Source organism: Acidovorax sp. GW821-FHT11A03 (genome assembly GCF_058809075.1).
The window spans coordinates 283,845-309,599 of record NZ_JBXASG010000006.1 but is presented as its reverse complement, the minus strand read 5'-3'; the positions used below and the strand labels follow the sequence as shown (position 1 = coordinate 309,599).

General features: G+C 66.5%; 24 protein-coding genes. 7 read left to right on the top strand and 17 right to left on the bottom strand.

Going from position 1 to position 25,755, the window contains the following annotated elements:
- Nucleotides 1-152 precede the first annotated feature (152 nt).
- From trpA to asd, 6 genes are all read right to left on the bottom strand, one after another.
- Nucleotides 153-962 (bottom strand): tryptophan synthase subunit alpha, encoded by an 810-nt coding sequence (gene trpA / locus AC1RVY_RS17170; RefSeq protein WP_218295572.1) that lies wholly within the window; start codon nt 960-962, stop codon nt 153-155.
- On the bottom strand, nt 959-2,236 hold the full coding sequence (gene trpB, locus AC1RVY_RS17165; RefSeq protein ID WP_218295571.1) for a tryptophan synthase subunit beta: 1,278 nt from the start codon (nt 2,234-2,236) through the stop codon (nt 959-961). The genes trpA and trpB overlap by 4 nt, the downstream gene beginning before the upstream one ends.
- Nucleotides 2,214-2,969, bottom strand: coding sequence for a phosphoribosylanthranilate isomerase (locus AC1RVY_RS17160; RefSeq protein WP_369642983.1), 756 nt, complete (start codon nt 2,967-2,969; stop codon nt 2,214-2,216). Before AC1RVY_RS17160 ends, trpB begins: the two co-directional genes overlap by 23 nt.
- Entirely contained in the window at nt 2,966-3,787 is an 822-nt protein-coding gene (truA, locus tag AC1RVY_RS17155) for a tRNA pseudouridine(38-40) synthase TruA (RefSeq protein ID WP_492253630.1), read from the bottom strand. The genes AC1RVY_RS17160 and truA overlap by 4 nt, the downstream gene beginning before the upstream one ends.
- 49 nt (nt 3,788-3,836) lie before the next feature.
- Nucleotides 3,837-6,497 (bottom strand): motility hub landmark protein FimV, encoded by a 2,661-nt coding sequence (locus tag AC1RVY_RS17150; protein ID WP_492807342.1) that lies wholly within the window; start codon nt 6,495-6,497, stop codon nt 3,837-3,839.
- Nucleotides 6,498-6,786: 289 nt separating this feature from the next.
- Nucleotides 6,787-7,917, bottom strand: a complete 1,131-nt coding sequence (gene asd, locus AC1RVY_RS17145) for an aspartate-semialdehyde dehydrogenase (RefSeq protein ID WP_492807340.1) — start codon at nt 7,915-7,917, stop codon at nt 6,787-6,789.
- A 367-nt stretch (nt 7,918-8,284) separates the two neighbouring features.
- On the opposite strand from asd, the gene AC1RVY_RS17140 reads away from it, so the two are divergent.
- On the top strand, nt 8,285-8,959 hold the full coding sequence (locus tag AC1RVY_RS17140; RefSeq protein ID WP_492807339.1) for a dihydrodipicolinate reductase: 675 nt from the start codon (nt 8,285-8,287) through the stop codon (nt 8,957-8,959).
- 75 nt (nt 8,960-9,034) lie between these two features.
- On the opposite strand, the gene leuB is transcribed toward AC1RVY_RS17140, so the two are convergent.
- The 6 genes from leuB to AC1RVY_RS17110 all read right to left on the bottom strand — a co-directional run bounded on the left by leuB (nt 9,035) and on the right by AC1RVY_RS17110 (nt 14,917).
- The gene (leuB, locus tag AC1RVY_RS17135) at nt 9,035-10,108 is read right to left on the bottom strand and encodes a 3-isopropylmalate dehydrogenase (protein WP_492807337.1); all 1,074 of its coding nucleotides are present in this window, start codon (nt 10,106-10,108) and stop codon (nt 9,035-9,037) included.
- 89 nt (nt 10,109-10,197) lie between these two features.
- Complete coding sequence (gene leuD, locus AC1RVY_RS17130) at nt 10,198-10,848, bottom strand: 3-isopropylmalate dehydratase small subunit (protein WP_492807335.1); 651 nt, start codon at nt 10,846-10,848, stop codon at nt 10,198-10,200.
- A gap of 13 nt (nt 10,849-10,861) precedes the next feature.
- Nucleotides 10,862-10,987 (bottom strand): entericidin A/B family lipoprotein, encoded by a 126-nt coding sequence (locus AC1RVY_RS17125; protein ID WP_010463809.1) that lies wholly within the window; start codon nt 10,985-10,987, stop codon nt 10,862-10,864.
- A gap of 12 nt (nt 10,988-10,999) precedes the next feature.
- The gene (leuC, locus tag AC1RVY_RS17120) at nt 11,000-12,421 is read right to left on the bottom strand and encodes a 3-isopropylmalate dehydratase large subunit (RefSeq protein WP_492807333.1); all 1,422 of its coding nucleotides are present in this window, start codon (nt 12,419-12,421) and stop codon (nt 11,000-11,002) included.
- Between the two features lie 32 nt (nt 12,422-12,453).
- The gene (locus AC1RVY_RS17115; RefSeq protein WP_492807332.1) at nt 12,454-13,407 is read right to left on the bottom strand and encodes a LysR family transcriptional regulator; all 954 of its coding nucleotides are present in this window, start codon (nt 13,405-13,407) and stop codon (nt 12,454-12,456) included.
- A gap of 139 nt (nt 13,408-13,546) precedes the next feature.
- Nucleotides 13,547-14,917: an MBL fold metallo-hydrolase gene (locus AC1RVY_RS17110; RefSeq protein WP_492807330.1), complete on the bottom strand. Its 1,371-nt coding sequence runs from the start codon at nt 14,915-14,917 to the stop codon at nt 13,547-13,549.
- Between the two features lie 244 nt (nt 14,918-15,161).
- Between AC1RVY_RS17110 and AC1RVY_RS17105 the strand changes: the two genes are divergently transcribed.
- Nucleotides 15,162-16,100, top strand: coding sequence for a lytic transglycosylase domain-containing protein (locus AC1RVY_RS17105; protein ID WP_492807328.1), 939 nt, complete (start codon nt 15,162-15,164; stop codon nt 16,098-16,100).
- Nucleotides 16,101-16,140: 40 nt separating this feature from the next.
- Here AC1RVY_RS17105 and dnaJ read toward each other — a convergent pair whose 3' ends face one another.
- From dnaJ to grpE, 3 genes are all read right to left on the bottom strand, one after another.
- Nucleotides 16,141-17,286 carry a molecular chaperone DnaJ gene (gene dnaJ, locus AC1RVY_RS17100; protein ID WP_218295559.1) on the bottom strand — a complete coding sequence of 382 codons (1,146 nt, stop codon included), beginning with the start codon at nt 17,284-17,286 and terminating at the stop codon, nt 16,141-16,143.
- 88 nt (nt 17,287-17,374) lie between these two features.
- Nucleotides 17,375-19,330 (bottom strand): molecular chaperone DnaK, encoded by a 1,956-nt coding sequence (gene dnaK / locus AC1RVY_RS17095; RefSeq protein ID WP_218295558.1) that lies wholly within the window; start codon nt 19,328-19,330, stop codon nt 17,375-17,377.
- A 94-nt stretch (nt 19,331-19,424) separates the two neighbouring features.
- Entirely contained in the window at nt 19,425-19,976 is a 552-nt protein-coding gene (grpE, locus tag AC1RVY_RS17090; protein ID WP_218340129.1) for a nucleotide exchange factor GrpE, read from the bottom strand.
- Between the two features lie 304 nt (nt 19,977-20,280).
- Here grpE and rpsF point away from each other — a divergent pair, with 304 nt between their 5' ends.
- From rpsF to dnaB, 5 genes are all read left to right on the top strand, one after another.
- Nucleotides 20,281-20,670 carry a 30S ribosomal protein S6 gene (gene rpsF / locus AC1RVY_RS17085; RefSeq protein WP_094285575.1) on the top strand — a complete coding sequence of 130 codons (390 nt, stop codon included), beginning with the start codon at nt 20,281-20,283 and terminating at the stop codon, nt 20,668-20,670.
- Between the two features lie 15 nt (nt 20,671-20,685).
- The gene (gene priB / locus AC1RVY_RS17080; RefSeq protein ID WP_218295556.1) at nt 20,686-20,976 is read left to right on the top strand and encodes a primosomal replication protein N; all 291 of its coding nucleotides are present in this window, start codon (nt 20,686-20,688) and stop codon (nt 20,974-20,976) included.
- A 17-nt stretch (nt 20,977-20,993) separates the two neighbouring features.
- Entirely contained in the window at nt 20,994-21,275 is a 282-nt protein-coding gene (gene rpsR / locus AC1RVY_RS17075) for a 30S ribosomal protein S18 (protein WP_005795932.1), read from the top strand.
- A 12-nt stretch (nt 21,276-21,287) separates the two neighbouring features.
- Nucleotides 21,288-21,740, top strand: a complete 453-nt coding sequence (gene rplI, locus AC1RVY_RS17070; RefSeq protein ID WP_218295555.1) for a 50S ribosomal protein L9 — start codon at nt 21,288-21,290, stop codon at nt 21,738-21,740.
- 249 nt (nt 21,741-21,989) lie between these two features.
- On the top strand, nt 21,990-23,402 hold the full coding sequence (gene dnaB / locus AC1RVY_RS17065) for a replicative DNA helicase (protein WP_218295554.1): 1,413 nt from the start codon (nt 21,990-21,992) through the stop codon (nt 23,400-23,402).
- Between the two features lie 125 nt (nt 23,403-23,527).
- On the opposite strand, the gene AC1RVY_RS17060 is transcribed toward dnaB, so the two are convergent.
- Both AC1RVY_RS17060 and AC1RVY_RS17055 read right to left on the bottom strand, forming a co-directional pair.
- On the bottom strand, nt 23,528-23,914 hold the full coding sequence (locus tag AC1RVY_RS17060) for a hypothetical protein (RefSeq protein WP_218340130.1): 387 nt from the start codon (nt 23,912-23,914) through the stop codon (nt 23,528-23,530).
- A gap of 1 nt (nt 23,915) precedes the next feature.
- Nucleotides 23,916-25,673 (bottom strand): PhoH family protein, encoded by a 1,758-nt coding sequence (locus AC1RVY_RS17055; protein ID WP_492807325.1) that lies wholly within the window; start codon nt 25,671-25,673, stop codon nt 23,916-23,918.
- Nucleotides 25,674-25,755 lie beyond the last annotated feature (82 nt).

Here is a 25,755-nt window from a genome sequence, read left to right as displayed (position 1 = left end):
AGCAGCGGCGGCACGGCCTTGAAACTGGCGCGGCCCAAAGGCCACGGCTCCCGCGCAAGGGCCGCCCCGCCGCGCTGGGAGCGTCCCCCTTCCCGCGCGAAGCGCGAGAGAAGGGGGAAACGGCAAAGCCGCTCAGGGGGATGCTCTTTATTCTACGCGTCCAAAGCCTTGCGGATGCCGCGCAGGAAGTCGATGGTCAGGGGCACCACCTTGGCGTGCTCCTGGTCCTCGATGAGCTGGATGATGCGGCTGCCGATGACCACGGCATCCGCCACCTTGCCGATCGCCTGGGCCGTGGCCGCATCGCGGATGCCGAAGCCCACGCCCACGGGGATGGTCACATGCTGGCGGATGCGGGGCAGCATCTGCTCCACGGCCGAGGTGTCGAGCGCGCCCGAACCGGTCACGCCCTTGAGCGATACGTAGTACACATAGCCGCTGGCCACGCGCGCCACCTGGGCCATGCGTTCATCCGTGCTGGTGGGGGCCAGCAGGAAGATCAGGTCCATGCCGTGCGCGCGCAGGCTGGCCGCGAAGGCCTCGCATTCCTCGGGCGGGTAGTCCACGATGAGCACGCCATCGACACCGGCCTCGGCGCTGTCGCGCACAAAGGCGCCTGCGCCGTGGATCTGGTCATAGCGCTCCACCGGGTTCGCGTAGCCCATCAGCACCACGGGCGTGGTGCTGTTGCGCTTGCGGAACTCGCGCACGTGGTCCAGCACCTGCACCATGCCCACACCCAGGCCCAGCGCCTTTTCGCCCGCCTTCTGGATGACGGGGCCGTCGGCCATGGGGTCGGAGAAGGGCACGCCCAGTTCGATCACGTCGGCACCGGCCTCCACCATGCCGTGCATGAGGGCGGGCGTGATGTCGGCAAACGGAAAACCGGCGGTGACATAGGGAATCAGCGCCTTGCGGCCCTGGGCTTTCAGCTGTTCGAAAGTGGTGTCTATGCGGCTCATGGCTTGGCGTCTCCTGGGGCGCCCTTGACGGTCAGGCCGCGCATGGAGGGGCGGTCGTAGAAATCTTCTCCCGACAGGTCGGCCACGGTGCCGATGTCCTTGTCGCCCCGGCCCGAGAGGTTGACCAGGATGGACTGGTCGGGCCGCATCGTGGGTGCAAGCTTGAGGGCATAGGCGAAGGCGTGGCTCGATTCCAGCGCCGGGATGATGCCTTCGGTGCGGCACAGGTGGTGGAAGGCGGACAGCGCTTCCTGGTCGGTGATGCCCACGTACTCGGCGCGTCCGATCTCCTGCAGCCATGCGTGCTCGGGACCTACGCCGGGGTAGTCCAGGCCCGCGCTGATGCTGTGCGTCTCGGTGATCTGGCCGTTGGCATCCTGCAGGATGAAGGTGCGGTTGCCGTGCAGCACGCCACTGGAGCCACGCTGCAGCGATGCCGAGTGCTTGCCGCTGTCCAGGCCTTCGCCGGCGGCCTCCACGCCGATCAGGCGCGTCTTCTCGAACGGGATGTACGGATGGAAGATGCCCATGGCATTGCTGCCGCCGCCCACGCAGGCGATCACGGCATCGGGCTGCTCGGCGGCGATCTTCTGCGCGGCGAGCATGGGGGGCATCTGTTCGATGGCTTCCTTGCCGATCACGCTCTGGAAATCGCGCACCATCATCGGGTAGGGGTGCGGGCCCGCCACCGTGCCGATGATGTAGAACGTGTTGTCCACATTGGCCACCCAGTCGCGCATGGCCTCGTTGAGCGCGTCCTTCAGGGTCTTGCTGCCCGACTCGACAGGCACGACGGTGGCGCCCAGCAGTTTCATGCGAAAGACGTTCGGGCTCTGGCGCTTCACGTCCTCGCTGCCCATGTAGACCACGCATTCCAGGCCGTAGCGCGCGCAGATCGTGGCCGTGGCCACGCCGTGCTGGCCGGCGCCCGTCTCGGCAATGATGCGGGGCTTGCCCATGCGCTTGGCGAGCATGGCCTGGCCGATCACGTTGTTGATCTTGTGGGCGCCGGTGTGGTTGAGGTCTTCGCGCTTGAGGTAGATCTGCGCGCCGCCCGTTTCGCGGCTGGTGCGCGCGGCGTGGTACACGGGCGATGGGCGGCCCACGAAGTGCTTGAGCTCGTAGTGGAATTCTGCGAGGAACTCCGGGTCGTTCTGGTAGCGGGCATACGCCTCGCGCAGTTCCTGGATGGCGTGGGTCAGTGTCTCGCTGACGAAACTGCCGCCGTAGGAGCCGAAATGGCCTGAAGCATCAGGTTGCTGATAGGAATTCATGAGGGTTCTTTGCAAGTTGGGCATCTGCCGCGCGCACGGCGGCGATGAACCGATGGATTTTTCCGGCGTCCTTGATGCCCTTCAGGGGCTTGCCATCGGGGCTGTTCGGATCTACGGCCTCGACGCCGGAGCTGACATCAACCGCCAGCGTCTTGCAACGCGGGCGGACTTGCAAAATGCCATCGGTCACGTTTGCAGGCGTGAGTCCACCAGACAAAACGAGGTGAGAGCTGACGCTTGGTGGAAGGAGTGACCAATTGAATGCCTTGCCGCCGCCGCCGTACCCCTCGACATGGGCGTCGAGCAGGATGGCTTGGGCGTGGGAGTAATCGTGCGCGTATTTTACGAGGTCGAACCGTGCCGCACCGTCGCCAAGGGGAATGCGCGCGGCTCGCAGGTAAGGCCGTGCCCCCTGGCCGGTGGCGGCCAGGCAATCCTCGGGCGTCTCGTCACCATGAAATTGCACGGTGGCGCCCGCTATCAAAGCGCTGGCAGCTATCACTTTGGGAGCGGTTTCATTCACGAAGAGCAAAACCGGCGTGACAAAAGGGGGCAGGCGCCTGGCCAGCTGTGCCGCGCGTTCGGGTGTCACGGCCCGTGGGCTGGGCGCGTAGAGCACGAATCCGACGGCATCCGCGCCAGCCGCCACGGCCGCGTCGACGTCTTCTTCGCGGGTCAGGCCACAGATCTTGATACGGGTGCGCGCCGGGGAGGGGACTTCTTTGGCTTTCATGGCAGCCAATCATACGCAGCCGTGCGCTGGGGCAGGCCCCACGAGGCGTCGTAGACAGGGCCTTGAAAATACAGTCCATCCGGAGAGAACGTGGGTGCCGCGGCGTCGCGCGATCTTGCCGCGAGTACCTGCGCTACCCACTGCGGAGGGTATTTGCCTTGGCCCACGGCCACCAGGCAGCCCATGATGTTGCGGATCATGTGGTGCAGGAACGCGTTGGCCTCGAACTCGAAGCGCCAGTAGCAGGAACTCCAGCCCAGTTCCGGGTGCGGGGCGTTGAGGCCCCGGCGCGAGATATCGATGCGCTGCAGGGTCTTGACGGGCGACTTGGCCTGGCACGCGGATGCACGAAACGAGGTGAAGTCATGTTCGCCCAGCAGGTGGTTTGCGGCCTGGCGCATCGCATCGTGATGGAGCGGGTGGAATACCCATCCCACGCGCCCCGAGTCCACGCTGGGCCGCACGGGTGATTGCAGCAGCACATACGCATAGCGCCGCGCGACGGCGCTGGCCCGGGCGTGAAAACTGTCCGGCACGTGCTGCGCCCATTGCACGGCAATGTCGGCAGGGAGGAAGGTATTGGTGCCGCGCACCCACGAAGCGCAGGGGCGGTTCAGTGGCGTGTCGAAGTGCACCACCTGCATCAGCCCATGCACGCCCGCATCGGTGCGGCCTGCGCACAGCGTGCTCACAGGGTGCGTGGCAAAGCGGCCCAGGGCCGCTTCGAGCTTGTCTTGAATGGTGTCGCCGGACAGCTGGCTTTGCCAGCCGCTGTAGGCCTGGCCGTTGTAGCTGACACCCAGCGCCACCCGGGTCATGGGGTGGCGGCCTGGGGGCGGGCGGGGGCGGCCTGCGGGGCGGGCCGCATCAACCCAGTTCGGCCAGCATGCGCTGGGCGCGGGTCTTGAGGGCGCCGCTGGACTCGGCAACCACTTCTTCGATCAGCGTGCGTGCACCATCCGTATCACCGATGGCATTGAACTCTTCGGCCAGCGCGAGCTTGGTGGCCAGTGGGTCGTCCTGCGCCGCCGCCGAGCCGTCGTCGCTCAATTCAGGGGCCGGCAGAGGGGCCTTGGCTGCGGGGGCCGCCATGGGCTTGGAGGGGGCGTTCAGGTCCAGCGACAGGTCGCCGAGGTCAAACTCCATCGGGCCGGAGTCCTGGGCATCCGCGGTGAGCGGCATGGGGCCCGAGGGTGCCATGCTCAGGTCGTCCGCCGAAGGAAAGTCCAGATTGGCCACGGGCGGAGGCGCCATCGTGCCCGAGGCTGGTGCCACTTCTGGCGCATTCCAGGCGGGAGCGGTCGCCGACGGCAACTCCGGCAGGTCCAGTTCAGGGCGCAGTGTCTGCGGCTCGTCGGCCGGGTCCGCTGCGCGGCGGGCACCGCCCGATGCCGCGGCCGCGGCCGCCGCTGCGGCAAATCCGCCGGGAGGTGCCGGGGCCACCGCTGGCGCATCGGTCAGCGCGTCGTCGGGCAGGTCCAGATCCAGGTCGAGGTCCAGGTCGGGGGGCAACGCAGCCGTCGCCGCCGCGCCGCCCACGCCCGTGAACGTGCTCGGGAATCCGCCTGGGGGCAGCGATGGCGACTCGTCCTCGGCCATGCCTGGGCGGCCGCCAGGCTGGTAAAGGCGGTTTTCGGGATCCAGATCGCGGCCAAGCTCGGCAATGCGGTTCCAGTCCGGGCCTTCGCCCTGGGTCAGCTTGAACACGTCCCCTGCCACCGCCTCCAGGGCCTTGCGGTCCTGGCGCTTGGCGTAGATCTCACCGAGCTTCACATGCACCGACACGCGGGCAGGGTTGTGGCGGATCGCCTCCTTGAGGATTTCCTCGGCCTGCAGGTCACGGCCATAGGCCAGGTACACGTCGGCTTCGGCCACAGGGTCCACGTCGCCGCCGGCATCGAGCTGGCTGGGTGAGTAGGCCATGGACGAGCCCGTGGTCATCTCGCTGTTGGCGGTATCGACGCGCTGCCCGCCGCTGGCGCCGAAGAACGAATCCGGCTGGATGCGGCTTTCCAGGAAGGAGCTGTCGACGCCCGCATTCTGGCGGCGGCGCTGAACCACGCGGTAGGCGCCATAGCCCAGCAGCAAGGCCAGGAGCCCGCCACCGGCGAGCGGCAGCAGCGGGTCGTCCATGAGGCCGGACAGGAAACCCGGCTCTTCAACTGGTGCGGGAGCCGGTGCGGGAACGCGGACTGGCTTCGCTGGCGCCGATGCGGCCGGAGCGGGTGCGGAGGCAGGCTCGGACGCGGCTTCCGCCGGCACGGCTGCATCTGCCGGCGCGCTGGCTGCGGGAGCAGGGGCTGGTGCCGGGGTTTCCGGCACGGCAGGGGCCGTGGGTGTGGCAGGAACGGCGGGTGCCTGCACTGCCGCCGCGGCAGGAGCGCTGGCGGCGCCGGCGGGCGCCGGTGCGGCGCTGCCCGCAGCGGCCGACGCGGCGCCCAGCTTGTTGAGGTCCGTGATGTTCTTGGACAGCTCGGCCATGCGCGTGGCGGCCTCTCCGGCTTGCTTGTCCTTGGCGAGCTGGTCCTCGGCCGCCTTCTGGCCCTTGACGGAACCTTTGGACAGCGTGAGCTTGTCGGGCGCGGCCGTGGCAGGTTTCTTGTCCTCCACACGGGCCTGCACCGCGCCGGAGGCCGAGCGTTCTGCGGCGGCGACCGCGGCGGTGGGGGCGGCACCCGCCAGCTTGCGGCGGAATTCGTTGAAGTCCCGGGCCTGCGCGGCAAGGATCTGACGCGCCTCGGGTGCCGGCGTGGACTGCGCCGCAGCCTGGTCGGGCATCTGCAGGACCGCGCCAGCCTTCAGGCGGTTGACATTGCCCTGGATGAAGGCATCGGGGTTCGAGCGCATCATGGCGACCAGCATCTGGTCGAGGGACACGTCGGCGGGGCGGTGAGCGTTCGCAATGCGGCCCGCCGTGTCGCCTGCCTGCACCCTGACTCCATCGGCGGGGGCGGGGCGGGCGGCCACGGCTGGCGGACGCGGCGTCGGCGGTGTGGCAGGGGCCACCGCTGCGGGAGATTCGCTGGCCCGCGGGGCGACCGGCGCGCGCACGGCAGGAGCCTGCTGGGTGGCCGGCGCAGGCAGCTGCGGAGAGGCCGTCACCGCTGGCGCGGGACGGCGCAGCGTGGGCGGGTCGAACAGCATGGTGTAGCTGCGCACGATGCGGCCCGAGCCCCAGTTGGCGTCCAGCACCAGATCGAGGAAGGGTTCGTTCACGGGCCGGCTGCTCGTCAGGCGCAGCACGGCCGTGCCATCCGGGCGGCGCTGCAGCTGGATCTGCAGATTGTTGATGGTGGGCGTGTATTCCATGCCCTGGGCGCGGAACACGTCCGGGGAGGCCGTGGTGGCCCGCAAGCTGTCCGCTTCGGCGGGAGTGATCTGGGGCAGGTCGATTTCGGCGCGCAGGGGCTCGCCCAGGGCAGACTGCACGGTGATGCGGCCCAGCGCCAGGGCCGAGGCGTCGCCCGCGTACAAGCCGGCCGACACTACGGCTGCCGCCGCCAGGGCAGAGAATTTCCAACGATGCATGTTTGCCAACAACTGAGTAGGTTTTTGTGCGGCTCGGTCGAGCGGTGCTTTTTTTCTCATGGTCTGGTCCCGCCCCGGCGCGTGAAAATATGTAAAAAGCACCATAGCATCAATGTTTTGCACTGACAAGCTGAGGTGGCGCCGAAGCTTTGAGAGGGGTCCTGGCGCCCCAAGTTGGGGCGCCAAGATGTTGCCAATTGCCAACGTGGCGTAACTGAGTGTGTCAAGACCCTTGGCGCAAAAAAGCGCGCGCAACCGGGGCTGCGCGCGCTTTTCGGGGGGCCGGAGCTCAGGCGTCGAGCAGGATGCGCAGCATGCGGCGCAGCGGTTCGGCCGCGCCCCACAGCAGCTGGTCGCCAATGGTGAACGCGCCGACATATTCAGGCCCCATGGCCAGCTTGCGGATGCGGCCCACGGGGATGTCCATGGTGCCGGTCACCGCCACGGGCGTCAGGTCCTTGATGGTGGCTTCCCGGGTGTTGGGCACGACCTTCACCCACTCGTTGTCGGCGGCGATCATGGCCTCCAGGTCCGCCAGGGGCACGTCCTTCTTCAGCTTGAAGGTCAGCGCCTGGCTGTGGCAGCGCATGGCGCCCACGCGCACGCAGAAGCCGTCCACCGGCACGGCGGGGGCGCTGAAGCCCTCGCCCTGGCCCAGGATCTTGTTGGTTTCCGCCATGCCCTTCCATTCTTCCTTGGACATGCCGTTGCCCAGATCCTTGTCGATCCAGGGGATCAGGCTGCCGCCCAGCGGCACGCCGAAGTTGGCGGTTTCAGCGCCCGTCAGGGCGCGTTGCTTGGCGATCACCTTGCGGTCGATTTCCAGGATGGCGCTCTTGGGGTCATCGAGCAGGGCCTTCACTTCGGCGTTGAGCGTGCCGTACTGCGTGAGCAGCTCGCGCATGTGCTGCGCGCCGCCGCCGGAGGCCGCCTGGTAGGTTTGCGTGCTCATCCATTCCACGAGACCCGCCTTGTACAGGGCGCCTACGCCCATCAGCATGCAGCTCACGGTGCAGTTGCCGCCAATCCACTCCTTGCCGCCCTGGGCCAGGGCGTTCTTGATCACGGGCATGTTGACCGGGTCCAGCACGATGACGGCGTTCTTCTCCATGCGCAGGGAGGAGGCGGCGTCGATCCAGTGGCCGTTCCAGCCGGCGGCGCGCAGCTTGGGATAGACCTCGTTGGTGTAGTCGCCGCCCTGGGCGGTGATGATGATTTCGCAGCGCTTGAGGGCCTCGATGTCGAACGCGTCCTGCAGGGTGCTCTCGTTCCTTGCCTGCTCGGGAGCCTTGCCGCCTGCGTTCGAGGTGGAGAAGAACATCGGCTCGATCAGGTCGAAATCCTTCTCCTGCGCCATGCGGTCCATCAGGACCGAGCCGACCATTCCGCGCCAGCCAACCAACCCTACCAACTTGCTCATTTCAACGCCCTTTCTAAATAAGAAACAGTGCCAGACCGGACTGCTCGCCTGGCTCGTCTGGCCAGGGAGGGCGCACGACGAACCAGGCTGAGTCAGCCCTTAATGGTCGTGGTTTTGGTGATGGTTGCGCGCGCAGCCACACCGGCCAGGGCGGCGGGTGCGATGTTCAGGGCGAACGGGCGGGCGGCAAACATAGGCGAATATTGTACCGGATACGGCCTGGATCCGGGTGCGCCGGCGGCCCTGCGGCGCGCGCCCTCCGTGGGCGGCGCAAAAAGAGCCCGCCCCGCCGGGCTGGCCGCGCGCCACGCCGGTGCGGCGGTCTACAGTGCTGCCTTTGCCTCCTTTGTTCAATTCGAAAGTAGAAATGCAAGTCATCGTTGTGGGGTCAGGCAAGCTGGCCAAGGAGCTTCTGGGGGCGCTGCCTGCCCGTGGCGAAGCGCAGGTTTTGCCATGGGCCGGTGAGGGGCAGCGTGCAGAAAAATCCGTCGTGCTGCATGCCGGTTCCGGCAGGGAGCTGGAGGCTGCCTGCGCCTTTTGCGAATCCACGCACTCCCCGTTGGTGGAACTGGCCACCGGGTCCGGGCTGGAAGGGCGTGTGGTGGGTTTTCCGGTCGTCCTGTGTCCGAACACCAACATCCTCATGCTCAAGTTCATGGCCATGCTGGAGCGCAGCGGGCCTCTGTTTCGCGGCTACCGCACCGGGCTGACCGAATCCCACCAGGCCCAGAAGTCCTCGGTGCCGGGCACGGCCGTCAGCATGGCGCAGGCGCTGGGCCTGGCGCCGGGGGACATCCGGTCCGTGCGCGATGCCGGGGTGCAACGGGACGTGCTGCACATTCCCCAGGAGCATCTCGCCCGCCACGCTTACCACCGGGTGCTGATCGAGGATGGCGCGTGCAGCGTGACGCTGGAAACCCGTGTCTATGGCGATGCACCGTATGCGGAGGGTGTCGCGCACATCGTGGCGGCCGTGCGCGAGCGGCCGCTGGAAAACCGGTGCTATTCCATCATGGAGTTCATCAACAACGCGTGGGTGTAGGCGGCACGCGGGCGCCACAACAATAAAAAAGCGCCGGAGGACCGGCGCTTTTTCGTGACCGCCGGGCAGTGCGGTTCAGGCGGCCAGCGCCTTGACCACTGCATCGCCCATCTGCGCTGTGCCCACCTTGGTGGTGCCTTCGCTGTAGATGTCGGGGGTGCGCAGGCCCTGGGCCAGCACCTTCTGCACCGCGGCTTCGATGCGCTGGGCGGCGGCTTCCTGGTTCAGGCTGAAGCGCAGCATCATCGCGGCCGACAGGATGGTGGCCAGCGGGTTGGCCACGCCCTTGCCGGCGATGTCCGGCGCACTGCCGTGGCTGGGTTCGTACAGGCCCTGGTTGGTGCTGTTCAGGCTGGCCGAGGGCAGCATGCCGATGGAGCCCGTCAGCATGGAGGCTTCGTCCGACAGGATGTCGCCAAACATGTTGCCCGTGACCACCACGTCAAACGCCTTGGGCGCCTTGACCAGTTGCATGGCGGCGTTGTCCACGTACATGTGCTGCAGCTCGACGTCGGGGTATTCCTTGTGCACGTCGGTGACCACGTCTTTCCAGAACTGGAAGGTTTCGAGCACGTTGGCCTTGTCCACGCTGGTGACCTTCTTGTTGCGCTTGCGCGCGGCCTGGAAGGCGACGTGGGCGATGCGCTCGATCTCAGGGCGGCTGTAGCGCATGGTGTCAAAGGCTTCTTCGGCGCCGGGGAAATGGCCGTCCGTGGCCACGCGGCGGCCGCGCGGCTGGCCAAAGTAGATGTCGCCGGTCAGCTCGCGGATGATGAGGATGTCGAGGCCCGCGATCAGCTCGGGCTTGAGGCTCGACGCACCCACCAGTTGCTCGTAGCAGATGGCGGGGCGGAAGTTGGCGAACAGGCCCAGGTTCTTGCGCAGGCCCAGGATGGCCTGCTCGGGGCGCAGGGGGCGGTCGAGCGTGTCGTATTTCCAGTCGCCCACGGCGCCGAACAGGATGGCGTCGGCTTCCTTGGCGAGCTTGAGCGTGGACTCGGGCAGCGGGTGGCCGTGGGCGTCGTACGCCACGCCGCCCACCAGGGCGGATTCCATCTCGAACGGGAGTTCCAGGGCCTCCAGGACCTTGACGGCTTCAGAGACGATTTCGGTGCCAATGCCGTCACCCGGCAGAACTGCGATTTTCATTGAATTTGCTTTGCTTTTGATAGCTGTTAGCGCTTACAGGTAAAGCGCTAGGTGCCAATTTGACTGATATTTTGGATGCCCACGCCGTCTCACGACACCATGGTGTGCGCCAGCCAGGGCTTGGTGGCCAGCCGCTGGGCTTCAAAGGCCTTGATCTTGTCGGACTGGCGCAGGGTCAGGCCGATGTCGTCAAAGCCGTTGAGCAGGCAGTATTTGCGGAAGGCCTGCACCTCGAACGGAATCTCTTGGCCCTGCGGACGCACGATGACCTGGCGCTCCAGGTCGATGGTGAGCTGGTAGCCGGGGAAGGCCAGCACTTCGTCAAACAGTTGGGCCACGGTGGCCTCGGGCAGCACGATGGGCAACAGGCCGTTCTTGAAGCAGTTGTTGAAGAAAATGTCGGCAAAGCTCGGCGCGATCACCGCGCGAAAGCCGTACTGGTCCAGCGCCCAGGGCGCGTGTTCGCGGCTGGAGCCACAGCCGAAGTTCTTGCGCGCCAGCAGCACGGAGGCGCCCGCGTAGCGCGGCTGGTTCAGCACGAAGTCGGGGTTGGGCTTGCGGCTGGCGGGGTCCTGGCCGGGCTCGCCGTGGTCCAGGTAGCGCCACTCGTCGAACAGGTTCACGCCAAAGCCGGTCTTCTTGATCGACTTGAGGAACTGCTTGGGGATGATCGCGTCGGTATCGACGTTCTCGCGGTCCATCGGGGCCACGAGGCCTTTGAGCAAGGTGAATTTCTGCATGGCGTTCTCTGGATTACTTGGCGGCGCGCTCGAGGGCGCCGCCGGCACGCTGTACGTCCTGGCCCACGCCCTTGACGGTGTTGCAGCCGGCCAGCACGAAGGTGATGGCGAGCACGATGAGGGTTGCGGTCTTTTTCATGACAGGGCTCCTTCAGGCAAATTGACGAATGTCCACAAAGTGGCCGTGCACGGCGGCGGCGGCGGCCATGGCGGGGCTCACCAGGTGCGTGCGGCCGCCAGCGCCCTGGCGCCCTTCGAAGTTGCGGTTGCTGGTGCTGGCGCAGCGCTCGCCGGGCTCCAGGCGGTCGGCATTCATGGCCAGGCACATGGAGCAGCCGGGTTCGCGCCACTCAAAGCCCGCGGCCACAAAGATCTTGTCCAGGCCTTCGCGCTCGGCCTGTTCCTTGACCAGGCCCGAGCCGGGCACGACCATGGCCAGCTTCACGTTGCTGGCGACCTTGCGGCCCAGGTTCTTCACCACGGCGGCGGCTTCGCGCATGTCTTCGATGCGGCTGTTGGTGCACGAACCGATGAACACCTTGTCGATGGTGATGTCGTTGATCGGCTTGCCCGGCTGCAGGCCCATGTAGGTCAGCGCGCGCTCGATGGCGCCGCGCTTGTTGGCGTCCTTTTCCTTGTCGGGGTCGGGCACGCGGGCGTCCACGCCCAGCACCATCTCGGGCGAGGTGCCCCAGGTGACCTGCGGCACGATGTCGGCGGCGTCGAGCTTGACGACGGTGTCGAACTTCGCGTCGGCATCCGAATGCAAGGTCTTCCAGTACGCCACGGCCTGGTCCCATTCCACGCCCGTGGGCGAGAGGGGGCGGCCCTTGACGTAGTCAATGGTCTTGTCGTCCACCGCCACCAGGCCCGCGCGCGCGCCGCCTTCGATGGCCATGTTGCACACGGTCATGCGGCCTTCCATGCTCATGGCGCGGAAGACGGAGCCCGCAAACTCGATGGTGTAGCCCGTGCCGCCGGCCGTGCCGATCTTGCCGATGATGGCCAGCACCACGTCCTTGGGGGTCACGCCCTTGGCCAGCGTGCCGTCCACCTGCACCAGCATGTTCTTGGCCTTCTTGGCCAGCAGGGTTTGCGTGGCCATCACGTGCTCGACCTCGCTGGTGCCGATGCCGTGGGCCAGCGCTCCGAAGGCGCCGTGCGTGCTGGTGTGGCTGTCGCCGCACACCACGGTCATGCCGGGCAGGGTGGCGCCGTTCTCCGGGCCGATCACGTGCACGATGCCCTGGCGCTTGTGCATGAACGGGAAGAACGCCGCCGGCGTGATCTGCGCCATGTTGTCGTTCAGCGTGGTGATCTGTTCCTTGCTGATCGGATCGGTGATGCCGTCATAGCCTGCCTCCCAGCCCGTGGTCGGCGTGTTGTGGTCGGCCGTGGCCACGATGGAGCTCATGCGCCAGACCTTGCGGCCCGCCTCGCGCAGGCCTTCGAAGGCCTGCGGACTGGTGACTTCGTGCACCAGGTGGCGGTCGATGTAGAGGATGGAAGTGCCGTCCTCTTCGGTGTGGACGACGTGTTCGTCCCAGATCTTGTCGTACAGGGTGCGTCCCATGGGGTGGCTCTCTTCCTTCAGGTGGGGTGATTTTAGTGTTGGGGTCTGGGCGGCATGGCCGCGGCGCGGGGAGCAAGGTGCTCCACCAGCAGCCGGGCGGTGACGGGCAGGGCATCGAAATCGCGGGCCACCACGCGCAGTTCGCGGTGGGCCCAGGCGTCCGTCAGTGCAATGGCCTGCAGCCGGCCCACGCCGCGCATGAGCTCAAAGGCGCGGTCGGGCAGCAAGCCCACGCCCAGGCCGCTGTCGATCATCCGGCACATGGCGTCCAGCCCGGTGACCTGGATGCGCTGGCGCAGCGGGCGCCCGGCTGCCGCAGCCGCCGAGCGCATGGCCAGGCTGATGCTGCTGTTGGCATGCAGGCCCACGATGTCCCAGTCCAGGATGTCTTCAAAATTGATAGCGTCACGTCCCGCCAGTTCATGCGCCTGCGGCACAACCAGCACCAGGTTGTCGGCGCGGTACGGGCGGCTTTGCAGTTCCATGGCGCCGTTGCCGCTGGCCATGCTGACATTGCAGATGCCCAGGTCCGCCGCGCCCTCCTGCACGGCATGCAGCACGTCGCTGCTCAGGTGTTCCTGCAGGTCGATCTTGATCTGGCTGTGCTCCCGGGCGAACGCGCCCAGGTCTTCCGGCAGGAACTGGAAGATGGCCGAGATGTTGGCGTGCATGCGCACATGGCCACGCACGCCGTCGGCGTATTCGCTGAGTTCACCCTGCATGCGTTCGAGCCCGAACAGCACGGTGCGCGCGTGGTGCAGCAGGCTTTCGCCCGCGGGCGTCAGCGTGACGCCGCGGCTGTGGCGGTAGAGCAGGGCGGTGTCCACGGCTGTTTCCAGGTCGGACAGGCGCTTGCTCACGGCCGATGCGGCAATGAACTCCCGCTCGGCCGCCCGGCCGATGCTGCCCAGCTCGCACACCGCCACAAACAGCTGCAGCGAGGTCAGGTCGATACGGCGCGCAAAACTGCGCTCGGAGCTTTTCATCGTGTCATTGTCTTCTCGAAAAGAGAAGGTTCTGTATTTTCTTCCTATTATGAATTGGTTGCCATCGTTGTGCGCGATGGCTGGGCTGCCGCTCCGCTGTGACCCCAGCGGGCGACGCGTGCTCAAGAAGCCGCCGGGCTCAGGCGGCGCAGGTGCTGCCGTGCTCCGGCACCAGGGCGTGCCAGCGCAGTTCGTGCTCGATGCGCTGGCGCAGCATGTCGGCAGCGCCCATTTCTCCGTGCACCACGTACACCTGGTCCGGCGCATGGCCCATGCTGCGCAGCCAGGCGATGAGCTGGTGGCCGTCCGCATGCGCCGAGGCGGACGACAGATGCACCACCTCCGCGCGCACGGCCACGTCCTGGCCGTGGATGCGGATGTTCTTCTCGCCCGCCGCCAGGCGCGCGCCCCGGGTGCCGGGGGCCTGGTGGCCGGTCAGGATGACCATGTTGCGGTGGTCACCCGCGTGCAGCCCCAGGTGGTGCAGCACGCGGCCCCCCGTGGCCATGCCACTGGCCGACAGGATGACCATGGGGCCATGCAGCCTGGCCAGCCCCTTGGATTGTTCGGGCGTCTGGACCATGGTGGCGCCATGTTCCAGCGCCTGCACCTCGCGGCCGCTCAGCCGGTGTTCCTGCATGTGATGCTGGAACAGCCCCGTGGTGCTGACCGCCATGGGGCTGTCCAAAAACACCTTGAGCGAGGCGGGCACCACCCCGCGCGCCTTGAGCTGGCCGATGGCATGCAGGACCACCTGCGCGCGGCCCACGGCGAACACCGGCACCACGGCAATGCCGCCACGGGCCGCCAGGCGCTGCAGGGCGGCACCCAGCTCGCCCTGCAAGTCTTCTGCGGGGTGCTCGCGGTCGCCATAGGTGGACTCGATGAGGACCGTGTCCGCCGGGGGCGGAGCATCGGGCGGGTTCATGAGCAGGTCGTCGGGCCGCCCCAGGTCGCCCGAGAACAGGATGCGGCGGCCCCCCACTTCCAGCAGCACGCTGGCCGCCCCCAGGATGTGGCCTGCGGGGGAAAAGGTCACGCGCCAGCCCGGCAGGGGCTCGAACACCTGGTGGAAGGCATGGACCTGGAACTGCTTGAGGCAGTGCAGTGCGTCGAGCCGGGTGTACAGGGGCAGGGCGGGGGTGTGGCTGCTGAGCTGGTGCCGGTTGAGGTACGCGGCGTCTTCCTCCTGCAGGTGTCCGCTGTCGGGCAGCAGGATGGTGCACAGGTCGCGTGTGGCCGGTGTGCAGTGGATGGCGCGGGCATAGCCGTCGCGGGCCAGCAGGGGCAGGTAGCCGCTGTGGTCCAGGTGCGCATGGGTCAGCACCACCGCGTCGATCTGCCGGGGCGTGACGGGCAAGGGCTGCCAGTTGCGCAGGCGCAGCTGCTTGTATCCCTGGAACAGGCCGCAATCGACCAGCAGGCACCTGCCGTTGTGGCGGACCAGGTATTTGGACCCTGTGACCGTGCCGGAGCCGCCCAGGAAGGTGAGGTTGACGTCGTTGTTCATGCCGGATGCTCCTGCGCGATGGTCCTGGGGCCGTGGCGCCGCCCTGGAGGGCGGCAGCGTGGATTTCCATGCTACTTCGCGGGCGGGTGGGCGGGGCGGCCTGCCGGCGGCTTCTTGCCTCAGATCAAGAAATGGCGGCTGGCAATGTTTTCCTGTTGCCATGGGGACTTCGGTGCTACCGTGGGGCGCCGCTTCCAGTCGGGGGCGGGGTTTTGGGCGGTTGTCTCCGCAGGCGGGTTCTGGCATGCAACCCTGGTTTTCCCCTCCAGCGCACGGTCCCGTGCTGGCGGCGGTCCTGATCGCCGCGGGCACGGGTGTGCACGCGCAGGTGCCGGACGAGCCGCCCGAGTGGGCCGACGAGCCCCCCGTGCTGTCGCGCTGGCTGGAAGAGGGCTACGACGCGGAGGTGCGGCGCCAGCCGCACCGCGCTGCCTCGCGGTATTGCGACGCGGCGCGCTATGGCAGCGTGGAGGCGCAGTACCGCCTGGGCCGCCTGTTGCTGCATGGACGTGACGTGGTGCCCGATCCCGCGGCGGCGGCCACCCTGCTCGCCATGGCCGCCCAGCGTGGGCATGAGAAGGCCCGCAGCCTGGCGCAGGGCATGGTGCCCGGCGACCACCTCCCCGACTGCCTCACCACGGGTGAGGCCCCTCGGCTGGAGGTCAGGGACTCCGCCCAGGAGGTGGTGCCGCAGGAGGTGGTGGACCGCTACGTGAGCAACCTGCCGGACGACAAGCGCCGCCACGCGGAACTGGTGCAGCGGCTCGCGCCCCGCTTCGACGTGGACCCACGGCTGGCGCTGGCCATCGTGCGGTCGGAGTCCAATTTCCAGGCCCGTGCGCTGTCGCCCCGCAATGCGCAGGGGCTGATGCAGCTGATTCCGGAGACGGCGGAGCGTTTTGGCGTCCGGGACGCCTGGAGCCCCGAGCAGAACGTGCGGGGCGGGCTGGCCTATCTGCGCTGGCTGCTGGACCGTTTTGCCGGCGATGTCGCCCTGACATCGGCCGCCTACAACGCTGGCGAAAAGGCCGTGGAGCGCCACGGCGGTGTTCCTCCCTATGCGGAGACCCGCGAGTACGTGCGCCGCATCCTGGGTTTTTACCGCTCTGCGCAGCACGAGCGGCCTGTGGCCGGCCCGGCATCGCTGGCGTCGGCGCGCGCAAAAAAACCGCCTGGGCCGTAGATAGGCCGCAGGCGGTTTTTGGCAGGCGCTGGCGCCCGGATCAGCTGAAGAAGTTCTTCAGCCGGTCCGTCCAGCTCTCGCCGCTGGGCGAGTGGCGGGCGCCACCCTTCTTGAGGGAGTCTTCCAGCTCGCGCAACAGCTTGCGCTGGTGCTCGGTGAGCTTGACCGGCGTTTCCACCGCGATGTGGCAGTACAGGTCGCCGGGGTAGCTGGCGCGCACGCCCTTGATGCCCTTGCCGCGCAGGCGGAACTGCTTGCCGGCCTGGGTGCCTTCGGGGATGTCGATGGCCGCCTTGCCCGCGAGCGTGGGCACCTCGATCTCGCCGCCCAACGCCGCCGTGATGAAGCTCACGGGCACCTGGCAGTGCAGGTCGTCGCCATCGCGCTCGAAGATGTCGTGTTTCTTCAGGCGGATCTCGATGTACAGGTCGCCGGGCGGGCCGCCGTTGGTGCCCGGTTCGCCGTTGCCCGTGCTGCGGATGCGCATGCCGTCGTCGATGCCGGCGGGGATCTTCACTTCCAGCGTCTTTTGCTTCTTGAGCTTGCCCTGGCCGTGGCAGGTGGTGCAGGGTTCGGGAATGATCTTGCCCGTGCCGCGGCAGTGCGGGCAGGTCTGCTGCACGCTGAAGAAGCCCTGGCGCATCTGCACCGTGCCCGCGCCCTGGCAGGTGCCGCAGGTCTTGGCGCTGGTGCCGGGCTTGGCGCCGCTGCCGTGGCAGGTGTCGCAGCTTTCCCACGAGGGGATGCGGATCTGCGCATCCTTGCCGCGCGCGGCTTCTTCCAGGGTGATCTCCATGGCGTAGCTGAGGTCGCTGCCCCGGTACACCTGGCGTCCGCCAGCACCGCGCCCACGCCCGCCCTGCTGGCCGAACATGTCGCCGAAGATGTCGCCGAAGGCCTCGGCGAACCCGCCGAAGCCTTCCGCGCCCGGGCCCCCGGGGCCGCGCATGTTGGGGTCCACCCCGGCATGGCCGTACTGGTCATACGCGGCCCGCTTTTGCGGGTCGGAGAGCATCTCGTAGGCCTCCTTGGCCTCCTTGAATTTCTCTTCGGCAGGCTTGGCCGCATCCCCCTGGTTGCGGTCGGGGTGGTGCTTCATCGCCAGCTTGCGATAGGCCTTCTTGATTTCTTCGTCCGAGGCGTTCTTGGGAACGCCCAGGATTTCGTAAAAGTCTCGTTTGGACATGGTCTTTCTGAGCCCGGTTGGAACAGGAACGCCGCGCAAGCCCCCTGTCAGGAAACTCGCGCGGCGGCTCGGGTCAAACGGGGCGTGTTCAGCCCTTCTTGACTTCCTTCACCTCGGCATCGACCACGTTGTCGTCGTCGGGCTTGCTGCTGGAGGAGGACGATGCCTGCTGACCACCCGATGCGTCGCCCGCACCGGCGCCGGCTGCCGCCTGCGCTGCCTGTGCGTCGGCATACATCTTCTCGCCCAGCTTCTGGCTGGCGGCCATCAGGGCCGTGGTCTTCTCGTCAATCGCGGCCTTGTCCTCGCCCTTGAGGACTTCTTCCAGCGCCTTCACGGCGGCGGTGATCGCGTCCTTCTCGCCTGCGTCGAGCTTGTCGCCGTGTTCGGCCAGGCTCTTGTTCACGCTGTGCACGGCGGCCTCGCCCTGGTTGCGGGCCTGCACCAGCTCCAGCTTCTTCTTGTCGTCGGCGGCGTTGAGCTCGGCGTCCTTCACCATCTGCTGGATTTCTTCTTCCGACAGGCCGGAGTTGGCCTTGATGGTGATCTTGTTTTCCTTGCCCGTGCCCTTGTCCTTGGCGCCCACGTGCAGGATGCCGTTGGCGTCGATGTCGAACGACACCTCGATCTGCGGCACGCCGCGCGATGCGGGTGGAATGCCTTCCAGATTGAACTCGCCCAGCAGCTTGTTGCCTGTGGCCATCTCACGCTCGCCCTGGTAGACCTTGATGGTCACGGCGGGCTGGTTGTCGTCAGCCGTCGAGAAGGTCTGCGCGAACTTCGTCGGGATGGTCGTGTTCTTCGTGATCATCTTGGTCATCACGCCGCCCAGCGTCTCGATGCCCAGCGACAGTGGCGTCACGTCCAGCAGCAGCACGTCCTTGCGGTCGCCCGAGAGCACCTGGCCCTGGATGGCGGCGCCCACGGCCACGGCTTCGTCGGGGTTCACGTCCTTGCGGGGTTCCTTGCCGAAGAATTCCTTGACCTTCTCCTGCACCTTGGGCATGCGCGTCATGCCGCCCACCAGGATCACGTCATGGATGTCGGAGACCGACACGCCGGCGTCCTTGATCGCCATGCGGCAGGGGGCGATGGTGCGCTCGATCAGCTCTTCCACCAGTGCTTCGAGCTTGGAGCGCGTGAGCTTGATGTTCAGGTGCTTCGGGCCCGAGGCATCGGCGGTCACGTAGGGCAGGTTGATGTCGGTCGAGGCCGAGTTCGACAGCTCGATCTTGGCCTTCTCGGCCGCTTCCTTCAGACGCTGCAGGGCCAGAACGTCGTTCTTGAGGTTGACGCCCGACTCCTTCTTGAACTCGTCAATGATGTAGTCGATGATGCGCTGGTCGAAGTCTTCGCCGCCCAGGAAGGTGTCGCCGTTGGTCGACAGAACTTCGAACTGCTTTTCGCCGTCCACGTCGGCGATTTCGATGATGGACACGTCGAACGTGCCGCCACCCAGGTCATACACGGCGATCTTGCGGTCGCCCTTTTCCTGCTTGTCCAGGCCAAAGGCCAGTGCCGCGGCGGTGGGCTCGTTGATGATGCGCTTGACGTCCAGGCCGGCGATGCGGCCGGCGTCCTTGGTGGCCTGGCGCTGTGCGTCGTTGAAGTACGCGGGCACGGTGATGACGGCTTCCGTCACGGGCTCGCCCAGGTAGTCCTCGGCCGTCTTCTTCATCTTGCGCAGGATGTCGGCGGACACCTGCTGGGCCGACAGCTTGTTGCCGCGCACTTCGATCCAGGCGTCGCCGTTGTCGGCTGCCACGATCTTGTAGGGCATCAGGTCGATGTCCTTTTGCACTTCCTTCTCGGTGAACTTGCGGCCGATCAGGCGCTTGACGGCGTACAGCGTGTTCTTGGGGTTCGTCACGGCCTGGCGCTTGGCCGAGGCGCCGACGAGGATCTCGCCGTCTTCCTGGTAGGCCACGATGGAGGGCGTGGTCCGCGCGCCTTCGCTGTTCTCGATCACGCGCGTCGTGTTGCCTTCCATGATGGACACGCAGCTGTTGGTGGTACCGAGGTCAATGCCGATGATTCTTCCCATGATTTTTCTCCGAATGCTGGAATGGTTTGGATGGCTAGTAACTTGTGGATAACTCGTGGGGGTTCAAGTCATCCGTGCTGATTTATTTGAGGATTTACTTCGGGGCCGTGACGGTGACAAGCGCCGGGCGCAGCACGCGCTCGGCGATCACGTAGCCCTTTTGCAGCACGGCCACGACGGTATTGGCTTCCTGCTCGGCAGGCACCACGCTGATGGCTTGGTGCTGGTGGGGGTCGAACTTGGCGCCGGCGGCAGGGTTGATGGCCAGCACCTTGTTGCGCTCCAGGGCCGAGGTCAGCTGGCGCAGGGTGGCGTCGGCGCCCTCGCGCAGCTGCTGGGGCGTGGCTTCCTTGATGGCCAGCGCGGCATCCAGGCTGTCGGCCACGGGCAGCAGGCTTTCGGCAAAGCTCTCGATGCCGAATTTCCGCGCCTTGGAGACCTCGTCTTCGGCGCGGCGGCGGGCGTTCTCGGCCTCGGCCTTGGCACGCAGGAACTGGTCGGCCAGGTCAGCGCTCTTGGCCTTGAGTTCGGCCAGCTCGCCCTGCAGCCGCGCCAGCTCGTCGGAGGCGTGGGCTGCCATGGCGGCTTCAACTTCTTCGGGGGCGGGGGCGCTCTGTGGGGGGATGGGTTGGCTGGTGTCTGACATGTCGTGGTCTAAAAGTGGATAAAAGTAGTACGCGCGGGAGGTGGGGACATGCCCGCGCATTTCAAGGTCTGGCGAAGGGGCATGTGGCTGTGGGCCCATGCCCGGCGTGTTTTGCTGTAAAGCATGTCGTCCCGCCCGGCGGATTTGCAAGGGCCAGGGCGCGACAAGGCCGCATTTTCGGGAGGGATGCCGCTCTTGGAAAGCTCCTGAGTGTACAAGCGGCCAGGAGCGGGCTATAATTGCCGGCTTTGCCTTGCCACACTGCTCACGACGCAGCAGGTGGTCTTACCCAAAAGGAGTATGCATGCGTCATTACGAAATCATTTTGTTGATCCATCCGGATCAAAGCGAACAGGTTCCAGCCATGCTGGAGCGCTACAAGGGCATGATCACCGCTGGCGGTGGCAAGGTGCACCGCGTGGAAGACTGGGGCCGCCGTCAACTGGCGTACCTGATCAACAAGCTGGCCAAGGCCCACTACCTGTGCGTGAACATCGAAGCCGACCAGGCCGTGATGGCTGAACTGGAGCACGCCTTCAAGTTCAACGACGCCGTGCTGCGCCACCTGACGGTTCAGAAGAAGAAGGCCGATACCGGCCCGTCTTCCATGATGAAGACCGTCGAGCGCGAAGAAGCCCGCAAGGCCAGCCAAGCTGAATACGCTGCGGCCGGCGGCGAGCGCGGCGAGCGCTGATCCTTCCTCGTTGGGGTGGAGAACCGCGTTGTCTTGACCGCCTGTATCGCAGAGGCTGAACCCTTGCGCTACACGCCCGCCGGATTGCCTGCCATCGCCCTGCGGCTCGAACACGAGTCCCAGCAAACCGAAGCAGGCCATCCCCGCGAGGTCAAGGCCACCATGAAAGCCGTCGCCTTTGGTGCGATGGCCGAGCGCCTGGCAAGGCAGAACATCGGAAGTCTCTGGACTTTCAGTGGATTCCTCGCCACACCGCGCAATGGCAAGAACGCAGTGCTCCACATCCAGGATATTCAACAAAATTAATTTGCAAGGGGTCCGCAATGGCCACGTTCAAGAAGTTCAACAAAGACAAGCGCCCAAAGCGCAACACCCAGTCCCTGCTGTTCAAGCGCAAGCGCTTTTGCCGCTTCACGGTGACGGGTGTTGAAGAAATCGACTATAAGGATGTCGACACGCTGCGCGATTTCATCGCCGAAAACGGCAAGATCATCCCCGCGCGCCTGACCGGCACGCGCGCCATCTTCCAGCGTCAGCTGAACACCGCCATCAAGCGCGCCCGCTTCCTGGCCCTGGTGCCTTACAGCGACCAGCACAAGATCTAAGGAGCACAACCCATGCAAATCATCCTGCTCGACAAGGTTGTGAACCTCGGCAACCTCGGCGAAATCGTCAAGGTCAAGGACGGCTACGCCCGCAACTTCCTGATCCCCGCTGGCCGCGCCCGCCGTGCCACCGAAGCTGCCAAGGCAGAATTCGAAGCCAAGCGCGCTGAACTCGAAAAGGCAGCTGCCGCCAAGCTGGCAGAAGCCCAGGCCCAAGGCGAGAAGCTGGCTGGCACCACCGTCAAGCTGACGCAAAAGGCTGGCGTGGACGGCCGTCTGTTTGGTTCCGTGACCAACCACGACATCGCCGAAGAGCTGAACAAGCAAGGCTACAAGGTCGCGAAGTCGCAGATCCGCCTGCCCAACGGCCCTATCAAGGTCGTGAGCGAAAGCACCGTGAACGTTGCTCTCCACACCGATGTGGTGGTGGAAGTGACCGTGTCGGTCTACGGCGAAACCGCCTGATCGGCCATTTCCGGCCCTGGAGCTGGAATGTCGCAAGGCCGCCTTCGGGCGGCCTTTGTTTTTTTGGCCCCACTGCGCCATACAGGCTTGCCCACCGGCTGCCCACCCGTTATCCACAGACTTGTGCCATGACGGCGCGCCGTGCACACGCTAGCATGCAAGGCTTGCCGTGCGCTGCGGTTTGCCGCCAGACCACGCGCCCAGCCGGCCGTCGACGCATCCCTTTCCGCTTTCAAGAAACTGTTGCCCATGTCCGCCGTCTTTCCTGCCCTTGATGATGGCTTCACGCCCGTGCCCGACCGTGAAGTGGCGCAGTTGCGCGTGCCGCCGCACTCCATCGAGGCCGAATCCAGCGTGCTCGGCGGCCTGCTGCTGGACAACAACGCCTGGGACCGCGTGGGCGACCTGCTGGTGGAGAGCCACTTCTACCGGCACGAGCACCAGATGGTGTATTCGGCCATCGGTGCGCTGATCAATGCCAGCAAGCCGGCCGACGTCATCACCGTCTTCGAGCACCTGCAGAACCAGGGCAAGGCGCAGGAAATGGGCGGGCTGGCCTACCTGAACAACCTGGCCCAGTACGTACCCAGCGCCAGCAACATCCGCCGCTATGCGGAAATCGTGCGCGAGCGCGCCATCCTGCGCAAGCTGGTCACGGCCAGCGATGAAATCTCCACCAATGCGTTCAACCCGCAGGGCAAGACGGTCGAGCGCATCCTGGACGAGGCCGAGGCCAAGATCTTTGCGATCGGGGAGGAGGGTTCCCGCACCAAGCAGGGCTTCCAGTCGCTCGACACCCTGGTGATCGACCTGCTCGACCGGGTGCAGGAGATGGCGGACAACCCGGTGGACGTGACCGGCGTTCCCACCGGCTTTGCCGACCTGGACCGCATGACCTCGGGCCTGCAGGCGGGCGACATGGTGGTGCTGGCGGCGCGTCCGTCCATGGGCAAGACCTCGTTCGCGGTGAACATCGCCGAGCACGTGGCGCTCAACGAAGGCCTGCCGGTCGCCATCTTCTCGATGGAAATGGGCGCCGCCCAGCTGGCGGTGCGTATCGTGGGTTCCATCGGCCGCGTGAACCAGGGCAACCTGCGCACGGGCAAGCTGACCGACGACGAGTGGCCCCGCCTGACCGAGGCGATCGAAAAGCTGCGCACCGTGTCGCTGCACATCGACGAGACGCCGGGCCTGACACCTGGCGAGCTGCGCGCGAACGCCCGGCGCCTCGCGCGCCAATGCGGCAAGCTCGGACTGATCGTGGTGGATTACCTGCAGCTCATGAGCGGCTCGGGGGCCGGCAGCTCCGACAACCGTGCCACCGAGCTGGGCGAAATCTCCCGGGGCCTCAAGATGCTGGCCAAGGAACTGCAGTGCCCGGTGATCGCGCTGTCGCAGCTCAACCGCTCGGTGGAGCAGCGCACCGACAAACGCCCCATGATGTCCGACCTGCGCGAATCCGGCGCCATCGAGCAGGATGCCGACATCATCATGTTCATCTACCGCGACGACTACTACAACAAGGACTCGAAGGAGCCCAACGTCGCGGAGGTCATCATCGGCAAGCAGCGGAACGGCCCCACCGGCACCGTGAAACTGTTCTTCCAGAAGAACCAGACGCGTTTCGAGAACCTGGCGATGGGCTCGGGCGACGATTTCTAATGAAAATAGCTACCAGCGCTTGTTGTATAAGCGCTGGCAGCTATTGAATTGATAGTAATCTCGCAGTGCCCGGGTGAGGGACTGTGCAACGCCTGCGTGGCTGCTGAGTTGTGTGGTGGTTGCCCTTACTGTCGCAGCGCCCACACCAGCAAGCCAGCGCAGCCGGCCGCCAGAACACCCATGGCCACCGTGAGCCGCCGGTGGCGCTGGCGCAGCACTTCCACCGCCTGCACCACCTGGGCGTTCTGTTCGGCCAGGGACTGGATCAGCACCGCTGATTCCTGCTGCTCCTGCTCCAGCCGCGCGACGCGGTCCCGCAGATGCTGCAACTGCAGCGCGACCGGAATGGCGGGCTCGCCGCCGGCACTCTCGAGTGCACCTGCCGCAGCATCGGCATTCCCTTTTTGCGTGGTGCCCAGCAGCTTCCTGGCCGCCTGCAGGATCTGGGGCGTCGCCTCGATGACGTCGCCCCAGGGCACCAGTTTCAGTGCTGCGACCCAGCCCGCCGCCAACTCAGAGCACCTCGCTGGCGAAGTCCGCCAGGCGCGAGCGCTCGCCGCGCGCCAGCGTGATGTGCCCGCTGTGTGGCCAGCCCTTGAAGCGGTCCACGGCGTAGGTCAGGCCTGACGAGCCTTCGGTGAGGTAGGGCGTGTCGATCTGCGCCAGGTTGCCCATGCAGATGATCTTGGTGCCGGGGCCGGCCCGGGTGATCAGCGTCTTCATCTGCTTGGGCGTCAGGTTCTGTGCCTCGTCGATGATCACGTACTTGTTCAGGAAGGTGCGCCCGCGCATGAAGTTCATGCTCTTGATCTTGATGCGGCTGCGGATGAGTTCGTTGGTGGCGGCGCGGCCCCATTCGCCCGCATTGCCGCCGTCGCCTTTGGCCAGGAACTCCAGGTTGTCATCCAGCGCGCCCATCCAGGGGCCCATCTTTTCTTCCTCGGTGCCGGGCAGGAAGCCGATGTCCTCGCCCACGCTCACCGTGGCGCGGGTCATGATGATCTCGGTGTAGCGGCGGTCGTCCAGCACCTGGGTCAGGCCCGCGGCCAGGGCCAGCAGGGTCTTGCCGGTGCCCGCCGTGCCCGTCAGGGTCACGAAGTCGATCTCGGGGTCCATGAGCAGGTTCATGGCGTAGTTCTGCTCGCGGTTGCGCGTGGTCACGCCCCACACCGCGTGCTTGGCCGAGCCGTAGTCCTTGAGCGTCTGCAGCACCGCCGTCTTCTCGCGGATCTCGCTCACGCGGGCGAACAGGCTGGGCTCGCCGGGCGCTTCGAAGTACACGAACTGGTTGATCATCAGCTGCGGCACGATGGGCCCGCCGATGCGGTAGTAGGTGTGCGCGCCGCTTTGCCAGCTTTCGACGTTCTTGCCGCTCTTGGCCCAGAAGTCCGTGGGCAGGGCCAGCACACCGGCGTAGAGCAGGTCGCCGTCCTCCAGCGTCTTGTCGTTCTGGTAGTCCTCCGCCGTCAGGCCCAGCGCGCGCGCCTTCACGCGCATGTTGATGTCCTTGGACACCAGCACCACTTCACGCGGGGCGTGCAGCTTGCGCAGGGCCTCGACCACGCCCAGGATCTGGTTGTCGGCCTTGCCCGGTGGCAGGCTGGTGGGCAGGCTGTAGTCCAGGGGCGCGGTCTGGAAATACAGGCAGCCGCCGGCCGCGCGCTGCCCCGTGGAGTCAAGTTTCAGGCCGCGCGCGATGTCGGCGCCTTGTGCGGCTGCCAGCGCATCCAGCGTGCGGCTGGCCTGGCGGCCATTGCGGGCCACTTCGGTCATGCCCTTCTTGTGGCCGTCGAGTTCTTCCAGCACGATCATCGGCAGGAAGATGTCGTGTTCCTCGAAGCGGAACAGGCTGGTCGGGTCGTGCAGCAGGACGTTGGTGTCCAGCACGAAGAGCTTGGTGGGACCTTGCGGCGCGGACTTTCTGCCGCGCGTGCTGGCGGGTGCGGCAGCAGCGCCGGCCGCCACGGAGTTGCCGCCGGTGGTGCGTGCCTTGCGGGTGCTGGTCGGGCGGGAGGCGGGCACGGCTGCGGGCTCCGGCGCGCGGGAGCGGGTCTCCACCTGGACAAGGGGTGCCGTGCTCGGTGCGGCCGTGGCCGAAGCCACGCTGTCCGCCTTGCGCCCCGAGCGGGCCGCGGGTGTGGCCGCACGTGCTGGGGGCGCCACAACGGGTTCATTGGCGGAGGCTTGCGACACCCGGGGGCGGGCTGCGACTTCAAAGGCTTCTGGCGCGAGGAGTGCGGCGCGCCGGCTGGGGGCGGGGGGCAGGGGCATGGTGGCGGGGCCTCGGTCGGTAATGGGAAAGACGGTCAGAAAGCAAAAAGCCGCCTGGAGACCAAGGCGGCTTTGGGGTGGC